Origin of the sequence: Luteolibacter sp. Populi (assembly GCF_040801775.1) — a bacterium.
Classification (GTDB): Bacteria; Verrucomicrobiota; Verrucomicrobiia; order Verrucomicrobiales; family Akkermansiaceae; genus Haloferula.
This window is the reverse complement of the sequence record NZ_CP161812.1, coordinates 4520092-4545196: the sequence shown is the minus strand read 5'-3', so window position 1 is coordinate 4545196 and position 25105 is coordinate 4520092. Positions and strand designations below refer to the sequence as shown.

Genomic DNA, 25105 nt, shown 5'->3' with positions numbered 1-25105 from the left:
AAAAGCTCTTCGCAGTCCAAGATCCGGCCCTTGGGCTATCGTTCAAGCGAGCCTAAGCTTTCTGCATACGGCTCCGAGACCCTATCCGCCAGGCGCAGGCGGGCAATGTGGTGGATCTGGCGCAGCGCCTCGGCGATCTCACGGGGTATTTCGTTTTCAAGGCGGGCCTCGAAAGCGGAGAGGATTCCCGGTTTGTCGGTGAGGCGGACGCAGATCACGAAGGGGAAACCGAAGCGCTCTTGGTAACGGCGGTTGAGGTCGGTGAAGCGCTCGAATTCGCCGTCGGAGAGGCGGTCGAGACCGAGGCCGGCTTGCTCGCGGGTGGAGGCTTCGCTGAGCGCGCCGGCGCGGGCGAGCTTCCCGGCGAGATCCGGGTGGGCGCGGATCAGGGTCAGCTTGGCCTCGTCGGTGGCGGTTTCGACGGCCAGGCGCATGGTGGCGGCGAGCCCGGAGCGGTCTTGGAACGGCCTTTGCTGGGAGGCGGCGCGGGCGACCCATTCGGAGTGCTCGTAGATGCCGCCGAGGCAGGCGGTGAAGTCGTCTTTCTCCATCGCATTCAGCGCGCCGATCGATAGCCTTTCCATCGCTACCGAATCTTCCAACAGTCCTTTCCCGTGGCAACGCTCGAATCCAACCGTTACGGCAAGTTCCGCGTGCGGGTGATGAAAGTCATCCGGCACGATGAAACTCATCACGATGTCTGCGAACTGGAGGCGGATGTGCTGTTGCAGGGGGATCTGGCGGGCTCGTATCTGAGCGAGGACAATCTCTCGATCGTGCCGACGGACACGGTGAAGAACACGGTGCACTTGCTGGCCCACGATCATCTGGAGACCTGCCGGACGAGCTTCGCCAAGGTGATCGGCGGGCATTTCCTGGCGAAGTATCCGCATCTAACGGGGGTCGAGGTGGAGCTGCGCGAGCGGCGCTGGGGGCGGATGGAGATCGCGGGGGAATCGCATCCGCATGCCTTCGTGCATGCGGCGAATGGGGAGTTTTTCTCGCGCGGTGCTTTCTTCCGGGGGCAAGAGCCGATGCTGGCTGCCGGGATCCGCGGACATCTGGTGATGAAGACGACGGGCTCCGGTTTCGAGGGCTACAATGTCTGCGAGCTAACTACCCTGCCACCGGCAAACGACCGGGTCTTTGCGACGAAGCTGACCGCGGAGTGGCAGTTCGGGGATCATGCGGCCGACTTCGGCGGGGCCGATGCGGCGGTGCTTGCCGTGGCCCACACCGTCTTCGCCAGGAACTACAGCCCCTCGGTGCAGCGCACCCTTTTCGAGATCGGCGAACAGATACTGGCAGCCGTGCCGGCCATTTCACGGATCGAGTTGAAGATGCCAAACGTGCACTTCCTCGGGCTCGACCTGACGAAGCTGGGTCGGCCCGGGCAGAAGGCGGTGCTACTGCCGACTGATGAGCCGCATGGGGAGATCGAAGCGGTAATCACCCGCTAGGCGAAAATTCCGTTCTTCAAAACACTTCGATTGATGATTGGAATATTGATGATTGGTGATTCCGCCTTTCTCCGATGACCCCGTGGCAAGAAATCACCCGCTGCCAGGAAACCGGCACCGACCTCGTGGTCGTCACCGTCGCCGCGGCGCGGGGCAGCGTGCCTGCCGATGCCGGGGCGAAGATGCTGGTCACGCGCGAGGGGCGGCTTTCGGGAACCGTCGGTGGTGGCCGGATTGAAGCGCGGGCGCTCGATGAAGCCGCTTTGCTACTAGATTCACCGGAGACCACGCGGCTCCACCGATGGAACCTGCAGCAGGACATCGGCATGACCTGCGGCGGCGAGATGACGCTGCTCTTCGAGCGCGTGTCCGCGAAGCCGCCTTGGCACATCGTGATCTTCGGGGCGGGTCACATCGTGCAGGCGTTGGTGCCAGTGCTGGTGCCGCTGTCCTGCCAGCTTGATGTGATCGATACACGCGGTGATTGGCTCAAGCGTCTGCCCGCATCGCGGAACCTTGCTACCCATCTCTTCGAGGCCTTCGAGCAAGGCATTGATCTCGTGACAGAGAGATCGTTCGTTCTCTCGATCACCAAGGGCCACGGCACCGATGTGCCGGTGCTCAGGGAGGTGCTGACCCGTTACCCCGCCATCCCTTTTGTGGGTGCCATAGGAAGCGCCTCGAAGCGGGCCTCCCTGCTGCGCGATCTGCGGAACGGAGGAATCGGAGAGGAGTTCTTAGAGAAGATCACCTGCCCGCTCGGCCTTCCCATCGGCGACAACGAACCACACGAGATCGCCATCAGTATCGCGGCGCAGCTTCTGGGGAAGCGCGATGCCCGGACGGGTCCGATGGAGCAATAATCCAGACGCGACATGAATACGGCTTTGATCCGATCAGCCACCGACCGCGACGCGGAGGAGATCCAGGCGATCTACGCAGTGATCGTCCGCACCACGGTGACTTCATTCGAAGTGGAGCCGCCAACCACCGGCGAGATGCGGGAGCGGATGAATGCCGTGCAGCAGCGCTTCCCGTGGTTGGTCTGGGAGCAGGACGGTGAGGTGGCGGGCTACGTGTATGCCTCCGCGCATCGCGAGCGGGCCGCTTACCAGTGGTCGGTGAATGTGTCGGCTTACATCCATGAGCAATACCGGCGGCGCGGCGTCGGGCGCGCGCTCTACACTTCGCTCTTCGCTCTGCTCCGGCTGCAGGGTTTCTACAATGCCTATGCTGGCGTGACCCTGCCGAATCCCGGGAGCGTGGGCCTGCACGAGGCGATGGGCTTCGAGCCGGTGGGGGTTTATCAGAAGGTCGGCTACAAGTTTGGCGCCTGGCACGATGTGGGTTGGTGGTCGATGGCCTTGCGCCCGCATGATGTGAAGCCTTCCGCGCCCCTGCTCCTAGCGGCTATCGCGAGAACGCCAGAATGGCAGCGGGCGATCGATAGCGGGCTGGCCATCGGAGCGCCCGGATCAAGGCCGAACTAGCTCGGCGTGCCGTGGATGAACAATTCAACCAGGCGCTCTCTGGCAATCTATCGACTCGTCTTCACCGCCTCGGGCCGGTCTCTTTATAACGAGGTCGAGTTTTTACCGACAGAATGTGGAGAGGGCCAGAATGCTAATATTAGAAAAACCATCCCGGCGCTCAGATCCACCACCGTCCACGCAGAGTTGTCGAAGTCAATAGGGGCGATCGGATTGAAAAGCACGGCGATTAAAATAGCCGCAAACATTTGCCATCCCCGGAGAATGATCGCAAGGAAAACCGCCGCCGCAGTAACACCTATTCTCGTCAATTGATAAATCCAGATCTTATCGAAATCGCAGAAAGAGAGGACCACACACCAGCAAGATAGTGCAAGCAACGTGCATTTATAGAGCCTAGCAATTTTTACCGCCTTGAGATCTCCTCTTTTTGATTCTTCAATCGCAGTAACATATGCTTTTGTGGATCCTGAGACCGTCCGGGCAAGACTCTCAGCGTATCCTTTGAGCCAAACACCCATTAGATCTATGTATTCCTGAGAAGAAGGGTCAATTCCCAACGTCTTTTGTAGATTTGCAAGGTCCTTTTCTCTCTGAACTAGCAAGTGATTGGCATCTTGATTTTTTCCAATCATTGGAGGCGCCTTCATATCCCTAAAAAGGGCGCAAAAGTTGACTATACCTATCCAGCTCACAACAATCTCCTCGTTGAGCTGCCAAGAAGCCTTATTGTTTTTATAATAGGCTAATCTATTTCCGAGAAAATTCTTGGCCTCGCCAGGAAATCCAATCTGTGTGTAGGCATCAACGATTTCAGAATTTGCGACTAGACGTTTCGAAAATAATTTAGCCCATATCAACATTTCCGGAGTTGCTTCCGAAAATGATTCGATCCAGAAACAAGCAAGAGCAACCGCTTCAAGATGAAGTGATCTCCTGAGATTTGGGTCACCAATATCAAAGGATTGCGGAAATGAGTGAGACAGCTTGATCACCTCATTGACTTCGCCCTCCATGCGCTTCACATACTTGAGAAGTTCTGGAGATTCTGGCAGAATGGCCTGATTCTTCATATCTCGAGAATTTTGATGGAAACGTTTGGGTTAGAAATCGAATTCGATATTCAATTGCCACGCATCCCCTGTCGAGCCTCAGAAGCACGATCCGATGCAATTTTGACAAACTCAGAGGTACACGGTGACGCCAAATCGAAATCCCCCTCCGCGCCAAACGCCGCCACCGCATCCCGCATCGCTTCTCTAACGGAGATGGCGAGCATGAGAGGCGGTTCGCCGACGGCCTTGCTGCCGTGGATGGTGCGGTCCTGGGTGGCATTCCGTAGGAACGAGACGCGGAGATCTTCGGGGGCGTCGCTGATGGCGGGGATGGCGTAGGTGCTGGCGCTGTGGCTGAGGAGGACGCCCTTGTCGTTCCACTTGAGCTCCTCACGGGTGAGCCAGCCCATGCCTTGGACGAAGCCGCCCTCGATCTGGCCGCGGTCGACGGCGGCATTGAGCGAGTCGCCGACGTCGTGGAGGATGTCCACACGCTTGACCTTGCTCATGCCAGTGAAGCCATCGATCTCGACCTCGCTGACGGCGGCACCGCAGGCGTAGTAGTGGAAGGGCCTACCCTTGCCGACGGCCCAATCCCACTTGAGATCCGGGGTGACGTAGAAGCCGGCGGCGGAGAGCTGGATGCGGCGCTGGTAGGCGAGCATCGTGAGGTCGGCGAAGGCGATGGAGCCGCCGGGACCGTGGGCCGAGCCATCGGCGAAAGTGATCTCCTCCGGGCAGCAGCCGATCTTTTCCGCGGCCAAGGGGGCGAGGCGTTCGCGGAGCTGGCGGCAGGCATCGGCGACGGCCATGCCATTGAGGTCGGAGCCGGAGCTGGCGGCGGTGGCGGAGGTGTTCGGGACCTTGTCGGTGCGGGTCTGCATCAAGCGGATGCTGGCGGCGGGCAGGCCGAGCTCGCGCATGGCGACGCCGAGTATCTTGGTGTGCAGGCCCTGGCCCATCTCGGTGCCGCCGTGGTTCACCTGCAGCGAGCCATCGGCATAGACCAGCACGAGCGCGCCGGCCTGGTTGTAGTAGGTAAGGGTGAAGCTGATGCCGAATTTCACCGGGGTGATGGCGAGGCCGCGCTTGCGGTGCGGGTGCGCGACGTTCCAGGCATCGATGGCCGCGCGACGTTGCTTGAACTCCGAGGTTACTAGTAGCTCGTCCCAGATGTGCTCTACGCGGTTGTCGCCGATCTCCGCGCCGTAGTGGGTAGTATTGGTCTCGCCGGAGCCGTGGTAGAAATTCCGCCGCCGCACCTCCTCCGGCGACAGGCCGAGCTTGAGGGCGATGCGGCCGAGGATCTCCTCGATCACCAGCATCCCCTGAGGCCCGCCGAAGCCGCGGAAGGCGGTGTGCGAGGTGACATTCGTCTTCGCCACGCGGCCTTCGAAATGGACGTTCGGGATGTAGTAGGCGTTATCGAGATGGAAGAGCGCGCGGTCGGTGACCGGCAGCGAGAGATCAAGCGACCAGCCGCCATCCGACCACAGGAAGACCTCCGCAGCCTGCAGCATGCCCTGGTCATCGTAGCCGACGCGGTAGCGGGCGAGGAAGGGGTGGCGTTTGCCGGTGGTGGCCATGTCCTCGTCGCGATCAAGCTGCCAGCGCACCGGCTTGCCGGTCTTGAGCGCGGCCACCGCACAGAGTGCGGCGATGGCATTGCCTTGGGTTTCCTTGCCGCCGAAGCCGCCGCCCATCCGCGGCGACTCCACCACGACCTTGTGCCGCGGGACGTGCAGGGTCTCCGCGACGATGGTCTGGATCTCGGAGGGATGCTGGGTGGAGCTGGAGACATACGTGCCGCCCTCGCCATCGGCCTCCGCCCAAGCGGCGTGGGTCTCCAGATAAAAGTGCTCCTGGCCGCCGAAGGAGAAGCTGCCCTCTAACAAGTGCGGTGCCGCGGACAGGGCAGCCGTAACATCGCCGCGCGAAAGCACGTGCGGATCGGTGTGGAAGGATTGCGCGGCCAGTGCCGCCTCGACCCCTAGGATCGGCGGCAGTTCCTCGATCTGCGCCGTCACCATCCCCGCGGCAATCCGGCAGGCTTCGAGCGAATCGCCGACGACCAGCGCGAGGGCTTGACCGTGGAAGAGGATCTCGTGGACGGCGAGCAAGGGCTCATCATGCCGGGAGGGTCCGCTGTTGTTCGCGCCGGGGAGATCATCGGCGGTGAGGATGAGGTGAATGCCGGGTGTCTGGCGCGCGAGCGAGACATCAAGATTCTTCAAGGTGCCGCGCGCGACCTTCGAGCGGACGGCCCAGACTTCAAGCATCGGGCGACCCAGAGCGGTATCATGGACATAGCGGGCCGCGCCGGTGACATGCCCGCGGGCACTTTCGTGGGAGATGCCGGTGCCACCTTCGAATTCATCATGGAGCACTATCGGCTCGGGAGCTTCGGCGGCCACGAATTTCGCGAACAAGCCGCTCACTACCGAAGCCCGGTAGGCCGCGCTGCCGCGGACGTCGCTCAAGGGCGTAAAGGTCTTCTCAAGGAGATCGAGAATCTCCGGTGTCACTTCCAAGGGTCGCCCGATGAGAGCTTCCTCCACCGCCATCGCCCGCATGGTCCGGTCCGCCACGCCGCCGAAGGCCAGTCGTGCCTCGCTGACTAAGCCAGCCTCATCCGTCACCACGCGGATTCCCGCCGCCACGATCGAGATGTCCATCTCGCGGCGCTTCGAGACCTTGTAGAAGGCAACGCGCCCGGGCTGATGGCGCGGGATGCGGATCGTGCGGATCAATTCATCCGGACCTAACAGGGTCTTGCGGTAGCCGGTGAAGAAGCCATCGAGCGGCACCTCGCGCTCGCCCTCCGCGGAGACCAGCTGCAGCGTGGCGTCGAGCGCCATCAGGATCGGAGCGCTGTCACCGATGGGTGAAGCGGTCGCAAGATTCCCGCCCAGCGTCGCGCGATGCCGGATCTGCCGCGAGGCGAACCAGCGGAACATTTCATCGAGCACCGGATACTCGCCGCCGAGCGCATCCTGGATATCGGTCATGCGCGCCGCGCCGCCGATCTCCCAAGCGTCCTCGTAGCGACGGATCACGGAGAGCTCGCGCACGTCATCGAGCGAGATCAGCACGCCGGGCCGCCACTGGTGCTTGTTCACCCAGACCGCGATCTCGGTGGCACCGGCAATGAAGGTCGCCTTCGGGTGCTGCTTCTTGAAAGCGATGGCATCGGCAACGGTGGAGGGGCGCAGGAAGGTCCCCTCCCCGGAAGTGCTCGAAACCGGTGCGGGCGGGACTTCACCGGGCGACATCCAGGCTTCCCATTCCGCTCGCGTCTCTTGCTCGGCGAGGGCTTTCGCCATCGCCTCGCGGATCGGCCGGTAGCCGGTGCAGCGGCAGAGGTTCCCGCAGAGTTGGTCGGCGACGGCCGCGTCGTCCGGCGGGCTCGGCCGGTGCCAAGCTTCGGCCATCGAGGCAATGAAGCCGGGCGTGCAGTAACCGCATTGCGAGCCTTGGCAGGCGACCATCGCGGACTGCACCGGGTGCAAATCCTCGCCACGACCGATCCCCTCCACGGTCCGGATCTCGCGACCGGCGAAAGCCTGCACCAGCGCGAGGCACGAATTGACCGAGCGCAGCTTGCCTTCCTTCTCGACCAGCAGCACCGAGCAGGCCCCGCAATCGCCCTCGTTGCAGCCGCACTTGGTGCCGGTCAGGCCGTGGTGGCGGAGGAAATCGAGAACCGTCTCATGCAGCGGCACCTGGCCGACCTCGTAGGGCGTGCCATTGATGCGGAGAATGGACGGAGTGCCGGACACGCCGCGGATCCTAGCAGCCAACCGGCCAGAATCACGCGCGTTTCATCGGCTCCCGGACTTCGACCTCACTTCGCGCTCAGCTCCTTCAAGCACCCCGCCAGCACCTTCACTCCCTTCGCGATCGCTTCCGGCGAGCTGTATTCGTCCGGACGGTGACTGTAACCCTTATAGCAGGGAATGAAGATCATCACCGTCGGGCAGACGCGGGCCATGAAGAGCGAATCGTGGTAGGCCCGGCTGATCATCCGCTGGTAGGTGCACCTCCCCGCCACTGCCTGGGACTCGACCAAGGCCACCAGCGAAGGATCGCACAGCGCCGGCGGGTCCTGATTGATCACCTGCCAACCGATCTCGATCTTGCGGCGCTTGCAGATCGCGTGGGTGCCATCGCCGATCCGGGCCAAGGCTTTGTCGCGCGCCTCCTTGTCGGTATCGCGGAAATCCACCTCCATCTTCACATCACAGGGGATGCTATTGATCGCGCCCGGCTTCACCTCCACGAGACCCGTCGTCCCCACCGTATCCGGACTACCGCTTTCCAAAGCCGCCTTCTCCACCAGCAGGGCTATCTCCGCGGCGGCAAGGAAGGCATCGCGCCGCTGCGGCATCAGGACCGCCCCGGCATGGCCGCCGGAACCCTTCAAAAGCAAGCGGAACGCCGAGGGGGCCGCGATCTTCTCCACCACGCCGATGTCCCGCTTCGCCTCCTCTAACAGCGGCCCCTGCTCGATGTGCAATTCCACGAAGGCTTTGTAGGCACCGGTCGAAAGTTTCACCGCCCCGAGGTTCCCCCGGCAACCCGCCGCCGCCCGCAGTTCCTCCAGCGAGCGCCCCTCGCTATCGCGCAGCGCCTGTGCCTGCTCCGGCGAAGTCGTGCCCGCCATCAGGCGGCTTCCCAGGCAGCCGATTCCGAAACGCGTCGGCTCCTCCGCGGTGAACATGATCAGCTCAATGCTGCGCTTCGGCACATGCCCGGACTCCTTCAAAACCCGCATCGCCTCCAGCCCGCCGAGCACTCCGACCACGCCATCATACTTCCCCGCATTCGGGATCGCGTCGGTGTGTGAGCCGGTGGCCACCGCCGGCAGACAAGGCTCGCTACCCTCCCAGCGGATGAAGAGATTCCCCACCGGATCCTGCCGCACTTGGAAGCCCGCCTCCTTCGCCAGCACCATCAGCCACTCGCGCGCGCTGAGATCTTCCGGCGAGAACAGCACCCGCGTCACCGCCGGCGCCGGATGCGCGGAAATCGCGGACAGTTCATCGATCTCGCGGTCCAGCCGGCTCATCACCTTCATTGTGGAAAGGCTGGCAGGACCCGTGCCATCTGAAAAGCCCGCGCCTCATTCACCCTCAAATCCGCGCAGCGGCAGGCCTCTCACGGCAACCGGTGCACATCCTTGTAATAAAGGTAGCTCGCCGGCTCATCCCCCATCGCCACGAACCACTGCGGGCAATAGGGTGCCATCCAGATCGCGTCGCCCGCCTTCACCGGGTAATACTCCTCTTCCAGGCGATAGACGCCCTGACCCGTCAGCATCAGCAGGCCGTGCTCCATCACGTGGGTCTCCACGAAGGGCAGCGTCGCGCCGGGCTGATAGGTGAAAATATTCATCGCCAGATCGTAGCGCGCGTCGATCGGGAGCAAGGTCTGCAGCCGCGCCTTCTCGTTTCCGAGGAAGGGCTCGGCGGGGACGTCCGAGATGTGGCCATTCACCGCGGGCGGCGGCTCGAGGTTCTCCACCGGTTCGTAGATTTTTCGGAAAAGCGTCAGCCGCGTGCCCTCGCTGCCGTGGAGTGCCAGCACGTTTTCAGACGGCACGAAGGCGAAGCCGCCATCGGCCAAGGTCACATCGCCATCGTCCCAGACCACCCGGCAATCGCCATCCTCCACATACAGCGCGTGCTCGTATTCGCCCGCCGGGAAGAGCGCCATGCCGCCGCCCTCGCCATAGACCACCAGCATCTGGCTGAGCTCCGCACCGATCGCCGGGGAGAGCTGGACATAGGCGGTGGCCCCTTCCCATCCGGGAAAAATGCTCGGCACGTGGCCGTCCGGAGCGATCAGGGCGTGGCGGAGCGCAACGTGGGTGCGGGTGTGGCCGAAAAGCGGAGTCATGAGTCGGGAGTCAGGAAGCGGCCGTGCGTGGCGGGCGAGACGGGATTCCCCCGCAGCCAGGTGGCCTCCACCCGCCATGCGCAGCGCATCCCGACATACGGCGAAATCGCGTGGCGGGCCAGCAGGTCTTTCGCCTCGATGACAAACTCCTCCGGCGAGAGCAGGCAGAAGTCCGCATCCAACCCCTCCGCGATCCGCCCCTTGTGGCCGTCCAGCCGGAAGCGCCGCGCCGGATTCGCCGCGAAGAGCGCCGCCAATAGCTCCCACGATGCCTCGCCCGGCCGGCCCTTCAGCGGAGTCGCCGCGCCCGGTCCAAGCGGCAGCCATACCCCGACCGCCCGCTCCAGCAGCAGCGGGAAGCCGTGCTGACTGCCCGCAATCCCGCCCCACATTGAAAACACATCGTCGCCCTCCTTCAGTTCCGGTGGCGAGGGCGAGTGATCCGAGCCGATCGTATCGATCTCGCCCGCCGCCAGTCTCCGCCACAGGCCGTCCAAGGTCCCTGGCGAACGCAGCGGCGGCGCGCACTTGGCCGCCGCCCCGATCCGTTCCGCCGCCCAAGTATCCAGCAGCAAATAGTGCGGACAGGTCTCCGCCGTCACATCGATTCCCTCGCGCTTGGCCGCGTGGATCAGGTCGATCCCCTGGGGCGCGCTCACATGGACCACATGCAGGGCGCAGCCGGTATCCCGCGCGCAGGCCACCGCCATCTCGATCGCCGCGATCTCCGCCGCCACCGGCCGCGATGCCAGCCAATCGGCCATCGTGCCCGGACGCGTCGGGGGGAACTCCCGCTGGTGTGCCGCAATCACCGCCGGGCTCTCCGCGTGCACGGCCACCGGCACCTGGAACTCTGCCGCGATGTGCATGCCCTTGCGCAGCGTCGCCTCGTTCGCCACCGCGAATTCCTCCAGGCCGCTCGGGCAGAGAAAAGCCTTGAAGCCCGCTACGCCGGCCCGCGCGAGATCCGCCAGATTGCCCACTGAATCCGGCGTCAGACCACCCCACAGCGCGAAGTCCAGCCGGCTATTCGCCTCCCCCGCCCGCCGCTTCGCGGAAAAACTCCCGATATCCAGCACCGGCGGCGAGGAATTGAGCGGCATGTCGATGAATGAAGTCCCGCCGCCCGCGGCCAGCGACGCCGAGCCCGTCGCAAAGCCCTCCCACTCTGTCCGTCCCGGTTCGTTGAAGTGCACATGCGCATCGACCAAGCCCGGGAACATCACCTTGCCCCGCGCATCGATCTCCAGCACCGCCCAACCCGCGAGGTTTTCCCCCAGCGCCGCGAAACAACCGCCGGAGATGCCGACGTCGAGGCTGCGGACTCCCTCGGCAGTCACCACGGAGGCGTTTCTGATGATCGTGTCGAAATGGCTCATGGGGAAAGGAAAGACAGAATCACTAATCACTAATCTTCAAATCACAAATCAGAGTGTGTTGGGGAAAGGATTGATGGCCGGGCAACACCGGAGATCCCTCTGCGCCCCTCCCCGCGACCTCTGCGCCTCTGCGTTTCGTTCGCTTCAAAATCCATTCAAAGTTCTGCCTTGGAAGTTCGTTTCAAGAAATCCACCAGCACTCTCAACGCCACCCCGATATCCTCCGGCGCGGCATACTCATCCGGATGATGGCTCAGCCCTGCCCGGCAGCGCACGAAGAGCATCGCGATCGGCATCACCGTGGACATCATCACCCCGTCGTGCCCCGCGCCGCTGGCCAATAGACGGCGGACCCCGGCAAGCGGCTCCGCCGCATCCAGGAGCTGTCCGGTCAGCTCCGGATCACAAGGCACCGCCGCATTGCTCTGGACCGTCTCCCGGGAAAATTCCAGGCTCCGGCTCTTCGCGAATTCCCCGAATTCCCCGAGCAATCCCGCCAGCAGGCTTTCCCGCGGAGCATCCTCCGGATGGCGGAAATCGAGCGTGAAGCGCACCTCACCCGGGATCGCATTCGAGGCTCCCGGGATGACGGTCAGCTTCCCCACCGTCGCCATCAGGCCCGCATTTCCCCGGGCCAAGCGCTCGGCCGCCAGCACGCATTCGGAGGCACCCGCCAGCGCGTCCTTGCGCAGGTCCATCGGCGTCGTCCCCGCATGATCCGTCTGCCCGCGCAGCGTCAGCATCAAGCGGGTCTGGCCGCAAATCCCCGAGACCGCGCACACCGCCTCCCCCAATCCCTCCAGCACCCGCCCCTGCTCGATGTGGACCTCCACATAGCCCCGGCACTCCCCCGGTCGATAAAACAGCGCATCCTCCTCTCCGATCTCCCCGCTGCCCTCTTTCAATTCAGCATCCGGCGTTCCTCCTTCATCCTCCGGGCTACGAAGGGCCGGGCGTCTCTCCCCTCCCCTCAGGCCTCCTTCCAAAGCCTGCCGCAACGAGACTCCCTCCGCATCCCTGACTGCCAGCAGCTCCTCCCGGAGCTGCCCCACACAGGCCCGGCTCCCCAGATACGTCGCATGGAAGCGCACTCCCTCCTCATCGGAGAAGCCCAGCACATGCACCGGAAACGCCAGCGGTCCGGTCACCTCCAGTGCCGCGATCGCGATCAGCACTCCCAGCGCGCCGTCGTACTTCCCTGCATCGATCACCGTATCGATGTGCGAGCCCAGCAAAAGAGGGCGGCCGTCGGTAGGCGGTAAGCGGGACGAGCCCTGACCCGGCGCATCTTCCACCTCCTTACCGCTACCGCTTTCCGCTTTCCGTTTGTCCAATACCCCCCGAACCGTCCCCCCCTGGTCATACGCCACGCTCATCCCCGCCTCCCGCATCCATTCCCCCACCAGTCCCGCCGCCTCCAGATTCGCCCGCGACAAAAACGTCCGGGTCAGGGCGCCCGGCGTGTCGGTCACCTCCCCCAGCGCCTCGATCCGCCCGAGCAGCCGCTCCAGTGCAGTTTCAAAATCACTCATCCCTTCCTAGCTCCCTCTGTAAGTGGAATACGCAAATGGCGAGCACACCAGCGGCACGTGATACGAGTGCCCCGCTTCCACCCGGAAACGCACCGGCACCACGTCCAGGAAGGGCGAAGCCACGCCAATCCCCGTGAAATACTCGCGCACCTGGAATTGCAGCTCGTAGGTCCCCGCCACCAGCTCCTCGCCTTCCAGCAGCGGCCCCTCGCAGCGGCCGTCGGCATTCGTCACCACCGAGGCGACCACCTTCCCATCCCGCCGCAGGCTCACGCCCATCCCCGCGGCAGGCCGGCCATGGGCCGTGTCCAGAACGTGTGTCGTCAATTTCCCCATTCCCCCACCCTGAACAGATCCGGCGCCGCCGACAAGACCGCGTGATAATCGCCTCCTGCGCGGATTGGGGCCATTCCGTCGGCTTGCGACGGCCCGCTTACTGGCCGGCAATCACCCGGGCAAACACCTTGGTGCGGGCCGAGGGCAGGGTGATCACCCCGGTCATCTTGAAATTACCGCCCGCGATCGCTTGGGATGTCAGCACCACTCCCGAGCCCGACCATGCAGCCATATCCCCCGACCACTGGACATGCACCGAGTCCGCCGGGAATGCGGCGGAGCGGGTGAAGCTCACCGAAGCTAGGGTGCTGCTGAGACGGGTGATGACGAGGTCTCCGTGGTCCGCTTGGTTCGGATTGGTATTGAAGAGCATTTCCAGGAGGTTGGAGTTTCCGTCCTTCTCAGGATCGGCGTCCATGCCCCAGACGGTGGTAGCCAGCGCCGGATTCCCCAGCACCTGCGGCGTGAATTTGCCGGCGGCCCAAGCTGCATAGGCGGCCGCCAGATCGCCCGCGGCAGACTCGACCTGAATGCGGAAGGGATTCGAGACGATCACCGAACCCAGGGGATTGGTAGCAGTCAGGACGAACTCGTAGTTTGCATGATTCGCGGCAAGCGGGGTTCCCGAGAACACTCCCGTCGCGGGATTGAAGGAGAGCCAAGCCCCGGCCGGCAAAGGATTCCCGTCCGAAAGGCGTAGCGACAAGGTCAGCGCGCCCGGGTAAACGGGATCGTCGAAGGTCGCCGGATTCACCGTGAACTGGAATGCCGTGTCCAGCTGCGCGAGCTGATCCGGCACCTGAACGGTAAGGCGCGGTCCGAGGTCATACTGGAACTGATAGGCGCGGGCGCTGCCGGCCGTCGCCGCGCCGGGCCCGTTCACGCCGTCCTCCGCGGACCCGGCGATGCCGGTGAATCCATCCATGGCGAGGGAGTGGCCGAAGCGATCGGTGGAGCCGGACGAGGGCGAGGGCATGAAGCGGTCGATCTGCGTCCATGCCGGACTCCCGGTGGACCTGCGGCGATAGACTTCCACGTAGCCACGCTTGTCAGCGGAGCCGGAGTCGGAGCCCGGAGAACCGATCATCAGCAGTTCACCGGAGAGAGCCACCGAGTAGCCGAAATTGGTGGATGCGGTTCCGCTGCCGGGGACGAATTTTTGCACCACACCCCACTGGTTCGAGCCGCCGGTATTGCGCTCGTAGATGCGGACTCCGCCAGCCTTGAAGTTCCCGATCGGCGAGCCTCCTGAATAGACACCCACGGCGAGCCGGTCACCGGAGAGGTCCACCGAGAATCCCAGACCTGCGTGGCTCGTGCCATCGGGATCGCTGAACTCGTCCAAGCGCCGGATCTCACCCCAGGTGGCGACCGAAGTCGGGCGAGTGAAGACATAGGCCGCGCCGTAGTTCCACTGGCTACTGCTTCCGCCAGCATTCGCGCCGGGAGAACCGACCACCGCGGTATTGCCTTCAAGCGTGACGGCAGAGCCGAAGAATTCGCTATCGCCGATCTGATTGGTGCCCCGGTTATCCGCGGCGACGAGGGTCTGTTGGTGCGCCCAGGTGGTGCCGCTGGCGGAGCCGAACATGAATGCGCGCCCCGAGCGGGAAGCTGCCGGCAAGTTGGCATTCGGAGCCCCTACCAGAATCGTCAGGTTGTCGATCGCGACCGCGGAGCCGAACGCATCCCCGCCACCCCCGTTGATCGCGGGCGGAACAATCTTGGCCACCTGGCTCCAGGCATTCGGATTCACGGCATCGCGCTGGAAGACATAGGCGGCACCCGCGTTGTTCGCCGCGGCATCGGCACCGGGGGCACCGATCACCATCAAGTTGCCATCGATCGCCACCGACTCGCCGAAGCGGTCTCCGGAAACCGGGTCGCTCGCGGCGATCTGGGCGACTTGGCCCCAAGGCAGGCCGACACCGGCATTGCGTTCATAGATGAAGACGCGGCCCGCATCGGGAGCCACGTTGTCGCGCAGCGGGGAGCCGACCACCATGGTGTTCCCGCTGACGGCCACCGCGCTGCCGAAGCTGGCAGCAGCCTGGCTAGCGTCGTTGCCATTCGTCGCCAGAGGCAGGAGCTTGTCCACTTCGCCATGCAGGACCTGAACGGTCGTGACGGCATTCACGACGGGCGCGGCGAAGCCGTCATTGACACTCAAGCTGAGGCCGACGATCTCCGGTAACTGGGGCGTCACGCGGGTTCCCGGGGTGGGAGTGAAGACCAGTCCGCGCAGCGCGGCAGCCGAGGCGGCAGGCGTGCCGGTGAAGACGTAGATACCGCTACCCGCAGGCTGCTGGACGAATCCTCCCAGATTCGAGAACCCGCCCTTGATCGCATTGTCGAGGGCGACCGTGACCGTCTGCGGCTGGATCCCGAGGTTATCGACATCGGTGATATTGACCCCGGCGAAGGGTCGCAGCGAGGAATATTGGTAGAGCTTCTGGCCGGCGATGGTGCCGGTGATCACCGGCAGGTCATTGACAGGCGTGACGGTGGTCACGGCATTCACGACGACCGGGGTGGCAACGACACCGTTGTTCATGCTCGCGGCGAAGACGGTGTTCTCGGTCTGGCCAACGGGGATGCGGTTGATCACCGGAGTGAAAACCAGCGCACGCAGGGCCGCGGTGACTTCCGCGGCGGTGCCCTGGAACTGCAGCACGCCGGGCGAGACGATGGTGAAGCCGCCACCGAGAACGCCTTGTCCGGGCGGATAAGTGATGGTCAGCGTGACAAGTTGCAGGCGCTGCGCGTCGAACTCGACCACCGTCGCGTTCGCGAAGGGCTGCACCGCTGTGGTGTCCAGGGTCACGCGTGGATCGGCATTCAACAACTGCGGCGGATCATTGACGCCGGTGACGGTGATCGTGGCGACGGCGGTATCGCGATCGCCGCCCTGCGGCATCACGGAGACCGTGGCGATGCCCGGATAGGTGCAGCCGCCGTCGTCTTCGACCCAATAGGTGATGGTCGCCTTGCCTTCGAAATTCCCGGCAGGGGTGAAGGAGATCGTGTCGCTGGTGACTGCGACCGTGCCGGCTGCCACGGGATCCACCGTAGGCACCTTGACGAGCGTGAGCGTGAAGTCGGCTTGAGCCGCCTGCTGGGAAGCGGGGAAGGCCGTGCGCAGGACGCCGTCGTTGGCGGTCACGTCGAGTGCCACGGCACCGCCGCCGGCAAGCACGGTAAAGGCATCGTCGCTAACGCTGATATCTCCGACGCGGACGGTGACCTCGCCGAAGCCGGTGCCGCCCAGACCATCCCAGACGCGATAGGTGAAGCGCACGCTGCCGACGAAGCCCGGCTGCGGGACGTAGATCAAATTGCTGCCGACGATCTGGACCGATCCCCCACCCGTGGCCTGGCGGAGCAGGACGCTGAATGCATCTTCGAGCAGCAGGCGGTTGAGAACGATCAACTGTTCGCCGCTGGCACCCGCGTCCAGCAGGGCCTGGGTCTCGGCGCGCAGCGTGATCCCGGCGAAGCGGGCGGAATCATAGATCGAGCTGCCGGATTTGACGATGGCATTGAACTCCGTGACCAAGGCCACACGCCGCTGGACTTCGGATGCGGAAGCCCCCGCGAACAAGCTGCGCGCGGCAGGTGAGAAACGGAGCCAAAGGAACTGGGTAAGCGGCGTGGACTGTGCCGACAGCGCGGAGGTCAGCGCCACCGGATCCGGAAAATCGCCGGTCACGAAGGGCGAGCAAAGATTCGAGGTCGGCACCGTAACCTCGGTGATGACCCAATCACCGGCGCTGGCAGGCAAAACGCTGTCGTTGGCAAGCACCGGCAAAAGCGTGCCGGAGGAATCGCTGCGGACGGCGAACACGTCTCCATTCGTCTCCAGATTGCGGCTGCCGATGCGGTCGAGCACTTCGATCCGGACGAGTGCCGCGGCGCGCGCGGCACCGCCGGAGGAGATCTCGTAAGTGAAGGTCTCCACGTAAGGGAAGACCGTGTTCTCGGGCGAAGGCGTGTAGCTCAGCGCGGCACCGCCCTCGATGATATCCAGGGTTCCGCGATGCGGCGGGTTCGAGAGGTTGCCGGGGTCGTTGCTGGTGGCCACGATCAGAAGCAACTGTCCGGCATCCGGAATCACGCGGTCATTATCGAGCACGGAGAGGCGATTGGGCGGGCTGTCCCGGAAAGCGAGAAACTCATCTTCTCCGGCGACCATTTCACCCGTCGTCGCGCGGACGGTCACGCGGGCGGTATCGCTGTTATCCCCATCGGTGACCGTGCAAGTGAAGGTCTCGGTGCCGCTGAACCCGGGAGCCGGGGTGTAGATGAGGCGCTTGAAGTCCCCGCTGATCTCGACCGTGCCGCCCTGGTCCGGCGCATTCGGCCCGGTGCCGATCGAGCCTACCGATAACTCTCCGGGCAGATCGGAGATGCGAAGGTCGTTCGAGAGCACAGCCAGTTCGTTCTGCTGGCTGTCGGTCTGGACGGTGTAGAAATCGCTGCTGGCGCGGATGCCATTGGCAATCACGACCACGGTCACGGTGCCGGTAGCGTTGCGGCCGCCGGCATCAGTGATGGTGTAGGTGAAGTCATTCTGACCGGTGGCACCGACGGCCGGGTCGAAGCGCAGCGAAGCACCGCCCGAGGTGATGCTCATCTGGCCGAGGGCGACCGATGTCGGAGTGACCCCGGTGATCGTCACCGCACCGGTCCCGACCTGGAGGACATTGTCATTGGCCAGCACATCGAGCGTGGTGAAGCCATCGTCGGTCGACTTCGCGGCGTCGTCGAAGTGAACACTGAAGATGTCGGTATTGGTCGTAAGGTAGCCGACTTTCACCGTGACCAGCGCGGTGCCCGTGCCGCCGAAGCCATCGGCCGCGGTGTAGGAGAAGATGTCGTTGCCGAGGAAGCCCGCGGGCGCGGTGTAAGCCAGCGCCACGCCATTGATGATGGTGACGCTGCCGTGAGCCGGAGTGGTGACCGCGGTGATCTCAAGCGCGTCGCCCGTACCCGGAAGGATGTTGTCATTCTCCAGCACGTTGAGCGTGGCCTGGCTGCTATTGATCGGGACACCGAAGGAATCGGCCCGGACGTTCAGGGTGCCCGCGCGGTTCTCCACCAGCACGGTGACCATGGCCTCAGCCGTCGTGGACCCGCCACCGGACATCGTGTAGGCGAAGGTCTCGGTATACGGGAAGGTCACCGCCGCGGCCGAAGGTGTGTAGCGGATGCGACCGTTCTCGATGACCGCCGCCCCGGCGTGATCCGGCGGGGTTGAAATCGAGACCAGCGCCAGCGGATCGCCGGTCGCCGGGATGATACTGTCGTTGGCCAGCACATGGAGCAGCGGGGCCTGCCCGGCGGCGACCGTGAAGCGGTCGGCATTCGCCCGCAGATTGCCATTGAGGCGGTCGATGGTGACGCGCGCGGTGACCAGGCCGGTGTCGCGATTCCCGAGATCGTCTTCGATCGTGTAGGTGAAGACCTCATCTCCCACGAAGCCGATCTCCGGCGTGTAGATCAGCGACTGATCGCCATTCAGGACAACCGTGCCGCCGGCATTCGGCGGGCCCACCGAGATGATGCGGCGACTCGTGGCAACCCCGTCGAGGCTGGTGTCATTGTCGAGCACGCGAAGCTCGATGGTGCCGCGGTCGGCCTCGATGCGATAGATGTCATCGTTCGCAAAGAGGAAGCTGCCATCGAGAAGCGTGTAGGTGAAGGCATCGTTGTAGGTCTGCCCCTGGGCGAGACCTTGAAGAGTGAACGAGGGGCCGCCGGTCGCGCCGGGGAAAATCGAGCCGCGCGGATCATACTGGAAGGTGCTGGCCAGCACCCGCCAGGTGCCGGCGAGCGAGGAGAAGCTGGCATTCCAAGCGACCGGGACCGTGAAGCTGTCGTTGTCGATCCGGGTCAGGACGTATTGGCCGGTGAGCGCGCCGCTGGCAGGCAGCACCACTTCCTCGCCGCTCTGCAGGCCGTGAGCCGGCGCGAGCACCAGCGTTACCGCGGGCGTCCCCGGCTTCGCGGCGAAGCCATTGATGGAACCCTGCCGGACTTCGAGCAGGACATTGACCTTGGCACCGCTGACGGTGGTGTCCGCGTTTGCCACCGGCAGCAGGAACTTGCGGTTGTCCGGCAAGCGGGTGTTCTGGTCGATCTCGAGGCCGCTGGTCAGCAGGCCCGGAGGAGTTACGCCGAGCAGGGTCTTCTCCGGCGTGGTGAAGGTGGCGTTCGAGGCGATCGGCTGGTCGTTGCGGCCCTCGACCAGCACGGCGACCAGCGTGTTGACCCGCGCGATGCCGTCGAAGACGGTAACGGTGAAGGTGTCGATAACCCGCTCCTTGAAAGCGAGCGCCTGGAGCTTCGCGGCGGCGCTCGGGTTGTAAGTCAGCACCGAGCCATCCGGGCTCAGGCTGATGGCAGCACCTTCGCGGCTGAGATTCTGGCCGGCTCCGATCTCAAGTCGGAGGACGTCGCTGCGATCCACATCGGCATCGTTCGCCAGCAAGCCGGAACTGGCCAAGGGCAGCGCGAGATCCTCGTGGGTCCAGGCGATGGAAGGAATCACCACCACATCCCCCGCCGCACCGCCCGGCGGACGCAGGGCGACATTCAGGCTGCCGGGCGAAGTGGCGGAAGGCAGAACGTAGAGGACCTCCGATGCCGCGGTGAAGGTGGGCAGGGTCTGGCCGGGAGGCAGCAGTGGATTGAGCACCGCGAGACCGGGCGGATCGTCGACGGGCACGGGAGCGTCGTTCACTCCGGCGACATGGACGGAGAGCTTCGCGAGCGAGACCGCACCAGCATTGTCCGCGACGGCGTAGTAGAAGCTATCGATCGTGGATTCGCCGTTGGCGAGGCCGTCAAGATCGGTCGAAGGACGCGGATTGAAGACGATATTGGTCTGGGCCCGGTTGGCGCGGATTTCCAAGGTGACGGCGGCACCGTGGAGGCTGGTGGTGCTGAGACGGTTCGCGTCGTTCAGTACGGTCCACAGTCCTTTGACCGCCGCATTGTCCACGAAGGTCACGGGAATCGTGAAGCTGTCGGCATCGATCACGGTGACCGCATGGTAACCATTGTAGGAACGATGGCCGCCGTAACCCGAGATCAGGACGGTGGACCCACCCGCCAGACCGTGGGCCGGGGCACTGACGGTAACCGGCGCCTCACCCGAAGTGCCGCTGAAGCTGGTGATCGGATTCACCTGGCACACGCCGACAACATGCAGTTGAGAGAAAGGCTGATCGTTGGTGTCCGGGTCGCTGTCGTTCGCGAGGATGCCAGCGGTGGCGAACTGGCGCGGCTGCGGATAGAGAGCATCGGTATCGAGAGCGCTGCCGCTGCCCGGATCGCCGAGGATGCGCAATACCGTCTCCTCATTGGTCGCGACCAAATCGGCCGCCGGAGCGGGAGGATCATTGCGGCCGAGGACCGCGACTTGCACGAGCGCCTCATCGCGCGCGCTGGGCAGACGGGGCTCAACCGCTTGCCAGCGGCCAAGCTCGAGCGCGCCCGGATTGGCGGTGAAGGCCACCGCCATGCGGAAGGTGTCGCCATCGACCGCAGTGACACTGCGGGTGCCATTGTAGCCCGCCGGGCCGGCACCGCTGATGGTGACCATCTCGCCCGAGGCCAAACGGTGGGACGGCGCAGTGACCAAGGTCGTGCCGGCACCGCCATTCGCGAAGGCGGCGATCGCGCCGCTGCCGACATCGATGATCGAATAGGCGAAGGTGTCGGTGACCCGGGCGCCGGCCGGCAGGTAGTTGAAGGCCGTGCGTGGATCGTAGCCCAGCGCGGTGCCGCGAAGCGGCGAGCCTGCGGGAGAAATGGTCACGCCAGCACCCGCGGAAGTCAGCAGCGAGCCCTTGTTAGACGCGGGCGCAAACGGTGACAGCGCGGTGTTGAGATCGACGGCGAACGGCTTGTCGGAGCCATCGGCGTCGAGGTCGTTGACCAGCACATCAAGCACGGACAATTCGTCCTCGGTGACTTCGAAGGAATCGGCGACGGCGACCGGATAGGCATTGGCTTCGCCGAAGGGAGTGCCGCCGGCATCGGCACCGGGCGAAGTCTTGGCCCCGTCGAACCCGGGTAGCACACCGCCATTCGGAGGCGGCTGGACCAGCCCGTGCGGCACGAAGGCGGCTCCTTGGAACTGCGGCGCGAGGGTCAGGGAGTGGAGATCGTAATCAATGGAAACGGCCGGCGAGGCGGAGTTCACGAAGACCGCCACATAGGAGACGGCTTCCACCGTCTTCGCACCGGCCGGAGTCGGCGCGCGCAGCTCGATGCGCCCGCGTAGGCCGAGATCGAGTTCTTCCGTAAGGGCATCTTCCGATGGCAGGACCACCGGGGTGTTCGCATTGGCAGGAGTCAGCAGGGTATCGGCAAGGATGATCCCGAAGCCGGGCCGGACCACCTGCGGGGAGAAGACGTGGCGCTTCAAGCCATCGATCCAGACCTCGAAGCCGCTGAGATCGACAGCGCCCTGATCGCGGGGATTGTAGAACTCGATGAACTGCGGCGCGGGCGAAGTCTGCGAGGCGAAAATCTCGTGGATGACGATCTTGCCGAGCGCGTTGGCATCGACCGCGCCGATGTCCGCGCTGCTATTGCGGATCACGCCGCGCTGGTCCACGACCGCCAGTCCGGGAAGCGCGGCACCGATGGCCGGGCTATCCGCGAGCAGGCGATAGCCGCGGCTCGGTCCCTCAAGCGTGCCCGGCGGCCCGAGCTCCGGATCGAGTTTCGGGTCGAGGTTGCGCCGGTCGGTGGCCTGGTTCAGCAGGACGACCTGCTGTGGGACGCCGCCTTGGATGAGGGTGGTGGAAGTGTTGTCACGTGCGAGGTTGCCACCGCCGGAAAGGATCTGACCGCCGCCGGCGACCTGGAGGTTACGGGCCGAGACGTCGCCGAAGATGCTGTTAGAGACGGTGACGCGGGTATTCGAGACATTGCTGTGGATCGCGCTGCCCTTGTTCGCGGCATCGCTATTCGCGGCGAAGGTGCAGTGCGTGATCGTGGTCTGGAAGAGATGGTTCGGCGTGAAGTTCTCCGCATAGATCGCGCCGCCGCCGAATCCCGTCGGGGCCGGCTGCGAATTGCCGGAGAAGGTGGTATTGAGGAAGGAGCAGGCCGCATCCGTGTAGAGCGAGACCGCAGCGCCGCCGCGGCCCGAGGAAGAATGCAGCGTGTTCGACTCGAAGAGGCAGCGGTCCACGACCAAGGAGCCCTCCGCGACATCGATCGCGCCGCCCCACTGGCTGGCCATGCAGTTCACCAGCGTGCAGTCCTCAAGCGTGAGGGCGCCCGCCGCGAGGTCTGGCTGCAGGCGACCGACGAAGGCGGCACCGCCGGTATTCGCGAAGCCGCGCGCAAGGCGCAGGCCCTTGATCTTCACCCCCGCAAAGACGCGGAAGAGCTGGACGTCGCCGGAATCGGTGGAGGCGTTGCCATTCGAGTCCCCGGTCAGCGTGAGCTTGTCCGCCCCCGGACCACGGAGCGTCACGTGCTTGTCGAGCACCAGCGGGCCGAGGGCCTTGCTCAAGCGGATCACCGCTGGATAACTCGGCAGGGCGAAGGTGATGACGTCGTTGTTCTTCGCGAACGAGACCGCATGCCGAAGCGTGCCGGGCAAGGCGGCATCGTCCAGCAGGCTGGTGACCATGAAATTCCGCGAATCGCTCACCAGCACGATCGGCAGCAGGCGGGTGGTCAGGTTGAGCGCGGAATCGCTGGCGGTGATGGTGAAGTCCGTGCGGCCCGGTTGATTCGGCGGGAAGATGTAGGAAGCGCTCGGCACGAAAACGATATCGCGGATCGCATCCTGAGCTTCATCCGCGGTACCGGTGAAACTGTAGCTACCTGGTACCGTCTCGGATGCTTCGAAGGCGCCGAGGGTCTGAAGCTCGCCCTTGGCCGCATTGTCGAGTTTGATCGTAACAACCACCTGCCCGTCATCGGCGATGCCTACTTTCTCGAAAGGCTCGGCGGCGGGAGAAGGGTCGATCAGCGCGGGATTCGAAGTCAGCGGGAAATTGCCGGCGACGTTATCGTTCGTGACATCCCAAGTGACAGACGGAGCTCCGTTGATCGACGTAACCTCGATCTTGGTCAGATTATTGGTGCGGGTGGCGGTGCCATCCGTAACCGTGATGGTGATGGTGACGGTCTCGCTCTGGTTGATCGGGATGCGGCCGGGGGCGGGGCGGAAGGTCACCAGACGAAGGTCCCTGGTAATCTCGGCGGCGGTGCCGGTGAGCTGGCCCAAGGCATTGAAGTCTCCGCTGAAGCTGCCCTTCGCGGGATCGTCGAGCGAGAGTGTAAGGGTCAGCGATTGGCCCGGATCGGCATCGCCGATGGTCACGGTCGGGAAGGGAAAGACCGCGGCGATGGAAGCGTCATCGGAGGTGCGGATCACCTCGGTGGTCACGCCCGAGATCTGCGGCGGATCGTTGGTGAAGCTGATGTTCAGCGAAAGCGGCCGGGTCACGGGCGTGCCGGAGCTGCCGGAAGGATGCACGTCGGCGACATTCACGGCGAAGGTCGCGACCTGATTCGCGGTCTGCTGGATCGGCTGGTAGCGGACCGCCTGCATGGCCGCTGCGATTCCCGGCGCGGTGCCGGTCATCGGATTGGTCGGCGGGACCAAGGTGCCGCGCGGCGTCGCGCTGGTTTCGGCGATGGTGACGGAGAAGCTATCGCCGGGATCGGGATCGCTGACGGTAATGCGGAAGGGAGTCGACTCGATGCTGTCGGGCACGGTGCCCACCGCCAGGGTCGCGGCGACCACGGGGCTGTCGTTGACCGACTCGACATAGACCGGGCCATTCAGCGGCGTGGCATCGCGCGCGGTGCTATCGCGGACTTCCACCTTCGCCGCGAAGTTGAAGACGCCGACCGGCTGGGCATTGGGGAGCGGCGTGAAGGTGGCCAAGCGCAAGCGGGTCTGGGCGGTCGAGGGACTGAGATTCGACAAGGTATAGACCTTGTCCGAACCCACGGTGGCGACGCTCGAATTCGGAAGCGCGAAGGTGCCGTAGAGATCGACCTGATTCGAGATGGTCACCGTGGTGGTCACGTTGTCGCCATCCGCATCGGCAACCGTCAGCAGGCCGAAGACATCGGCGGCGGCGGGAGTCCCGGCCTCGCCGACTCCGGCATCGGACAAGGGGCTGGCCGAAGTGCCTTTGAGAGTCCCGCCGAGCACCGGGAAATCCGGCACGGCAGAGACGTTGATGGTGAAGCTTTGGTTGGCCGATTCGTTGTCGCCGCCATTCAAGATGCCACCCCCATCGGTCAGCTTCAGGACAATGGTGGCGCTGCCGTTCTGATCGGCGGCGGACGTGAAGGTGAGAGTCCCGCCCGGACTCACCGCCGGAGCCGCGGAGAAGAGGCCGGCATTGCTGTTCGAGACGATGACGAATTGCAGGGTCTGTCCGCTTTCATCGGACGGCCCCTTGCTGATCGCAGTGGCCCACCCGCTCTCCGAATACGGACCGGAGTCTTCCGCGACCGTGACCGTGCTACCCTTGGTAAAGGAGGGCGCGTCGTTCACCGCCGTGACATTGATCTTCACCACGATGTCGGTGGCGGACTCCTCGCCATTTGCGAGAGCGCGCACGCGGAAGGCATCGATCAAGCCGTTGGCATTGGGTGGCGGGGTCCAACTCCAGGTTTCGCCGCTCCCCAGGGTCTCGTCCGCATCCACGATAGAGCCACCCTTGCGGAGGGTGCCGCTGATGGCGGATTTGAAGCGGAAGGAGATCGTGTTCCCATCGGCATCCGCAGCATTCGACGCCCCCGAGAGGGTCGAGAAAGGGATGGAACTCGCGCCGTCTTCATTCCCACCGGTGAGGTCGGAGATGGCGGTCAGGGTCGGCACCGCCGCAGCGGCACTACCGGCAAAGACGAGGCAAGCGAGCAGCGGGAGAAGGCGGAAGGGCAAGTCCATGGCGAGGAGGAAAA

General features: G+C 64.3%; 12 protein-coding genes. 3 read left to right on the top strand and 9 right to left on the bottom strand.

What is annotated here, in order from left to right; all coding sequences use genetic code 11:
- Positions 1–35: 35 nt before the first annotated feature.
- Positions 36–584 (bottom strand): 2-oxo-4-hydroxy-4-carboxy-5-ureidoimidazoline decarboxylase, encoded by a 549-nt coding sequence (uraD, locus tag ABWK72_RS18390; RefSeq protein ID WP_367871029.1) that lies wholly within the window; start codon positions 582–584, stop codon positions 36–38.
- A gap of 30 nt (positions 585–614) precedes the next feature.
- Here uraD and pucL point away from each other — a divergent pair, with 30 nt between their 5' ends.
- The 3 genes from pucL to ABWK72_RS18375 all read left to right on the top strand — a co-directional run bounded on the left by pucL (position 615) and on the right by ABWK72_RS18375 (position 2950).
- Positions 615–1460, top strand: coding sequence for a factor-independent urate hydroxylase (gene pucL, locus ABWK72_RS18385; protein ID WP_367871028.1), 846 nt, complete (start codon positions 615–617; stop codon positions 1458–1460).
- A gap of 74 nt (positions 1461–1534) precedes the next feature.
- A complete protein-coding gene (xdhC, locus tag ABWK72_RS18380) occupies positions 1535–2323 on the top strand; it encodes a xanthine dehydrogenase accessory protein XdhC (RefSeq protein ID WP_367871027.1) in 789 nt (262 codons plus the stop codon).
- A 12-nt stretch (positions 2324–2335) separates the two neighbouring features.
- Complete coding sequence (locus ABWK72_RS18375; RefSeq protein ID WP_367871026.1) at positions 2336–2950, top strand: arsinothricin resistance N-acetyltransferase ArsN1 family B; 615 nt, start codon at positions 2336–2338, stop codon at positions 2948–2950.
- Between the two features lie 83 nt (positions 2951–3033).
- On the opposite strand, the gene ABWK72_RS18370 is transcribed toward ABWK72_RS18375, so the two are convergent.
- The 8 genes from ABWK72_RS18370 to ABWK72_RS18335 all read right to left on the bottom strand — a co-directional run bounded on the left by ABWK72_RS18370 (position 3034) and on the right by ABWK72_RS18335 (position 25091).
- Entirely contained in the window at positions 3034–4023 is a 990-nt protein-coding gene (locus ABWK72_RS18370; protein ID WP_367871025.1) for a DUF6804 family protein, read from the bottom strand.
- Positions 4024–4073: 50 nt separating this feature from the next.
- Positions 4074–7784: a xanthine dehydrogenase molybdopterin binding subunit gene (gene xdhB, locus ABWK72_RS18365; RefSeq protein WP_367871024.1), complete on the bottom strand. Its 3711-nt coding sequence runs from the start codon at positions 7782–7784 to the stop codon at positions 4074–4076.
- A gap of 65 nt (positions 7785–7849) precedes the next feature.
- Positions 7850–9073, bottom strand: a complete 1224-nt coding sequence (locus ABWK72_RS18360; RefSeq protein WP_367871023.1) for a M20 family metallo-hydrolase — start codon at positions 9071–9073, stop codon at positions 7850–7852.
- A gap of 89 nt (positions 9074–9162) precedes the next feature.
- Positions 9163–9903: a (S)-ureidoglycine aminohydrolase gene (gene allE, locus ABWK72_RS18355; RefSeq protein ID WP_367871022.1), complete on the bottom strand. Its 741-nt coding sequence runs from the start codon at positions 9901–9903 to the stop codon at positions 9163–9165.
- A complete protein-coding gene (gene allB / locus ABWK72_RS18350; RefSeq protein WP_367871021.1) occupies positions 9900–11282 on the bottom strand; it encodes an allantoinase AllB in 1383 nt (460 codons plus the stop codon). The genes allE and allB overlap by 4 nt, the downstream gene beginning before the upstream one ends.
- A gap of 155 nt (positions 11283–11437) precedes the next feature.
- Complete coding sequence (locus ABWK72_RS18345) at positions 11438–12814, bottom strand: M20 family metallo-hydrolase (RefSeq protein WP_367871020.1); 1377 nt, start codon at positions 12812–12814, stop codon at positions 11438–11440.
- A 6-nt stretch (positions 12815–12820) separates the two neighbouring features.
- Positions 12821–13150 (bottom strand): hydroxyisourate hydrolase, encoded by a 330-nt coding sequence (gene uraH / locus ABWK72_RS18340; protein WP_367871019.1) that lies wholly within the window; start codon positions 13148–13150, stop codon positions 12821–12823.
- 97 nt (positions 13151–13247) lie between these two features.
- Positions 13248–25091, bottom strand: coding sequence for an Ig-like domain-containing protein (locus tag ABWK72_RS18335; RefSeq protein WP_367871018.1), 11844 nt, complete (start codon positions 25089–25091; stop codon positions 13248–13250).
- Between the last annotated feature and the right edge of the window lie 14 nt (positions 25092–25105).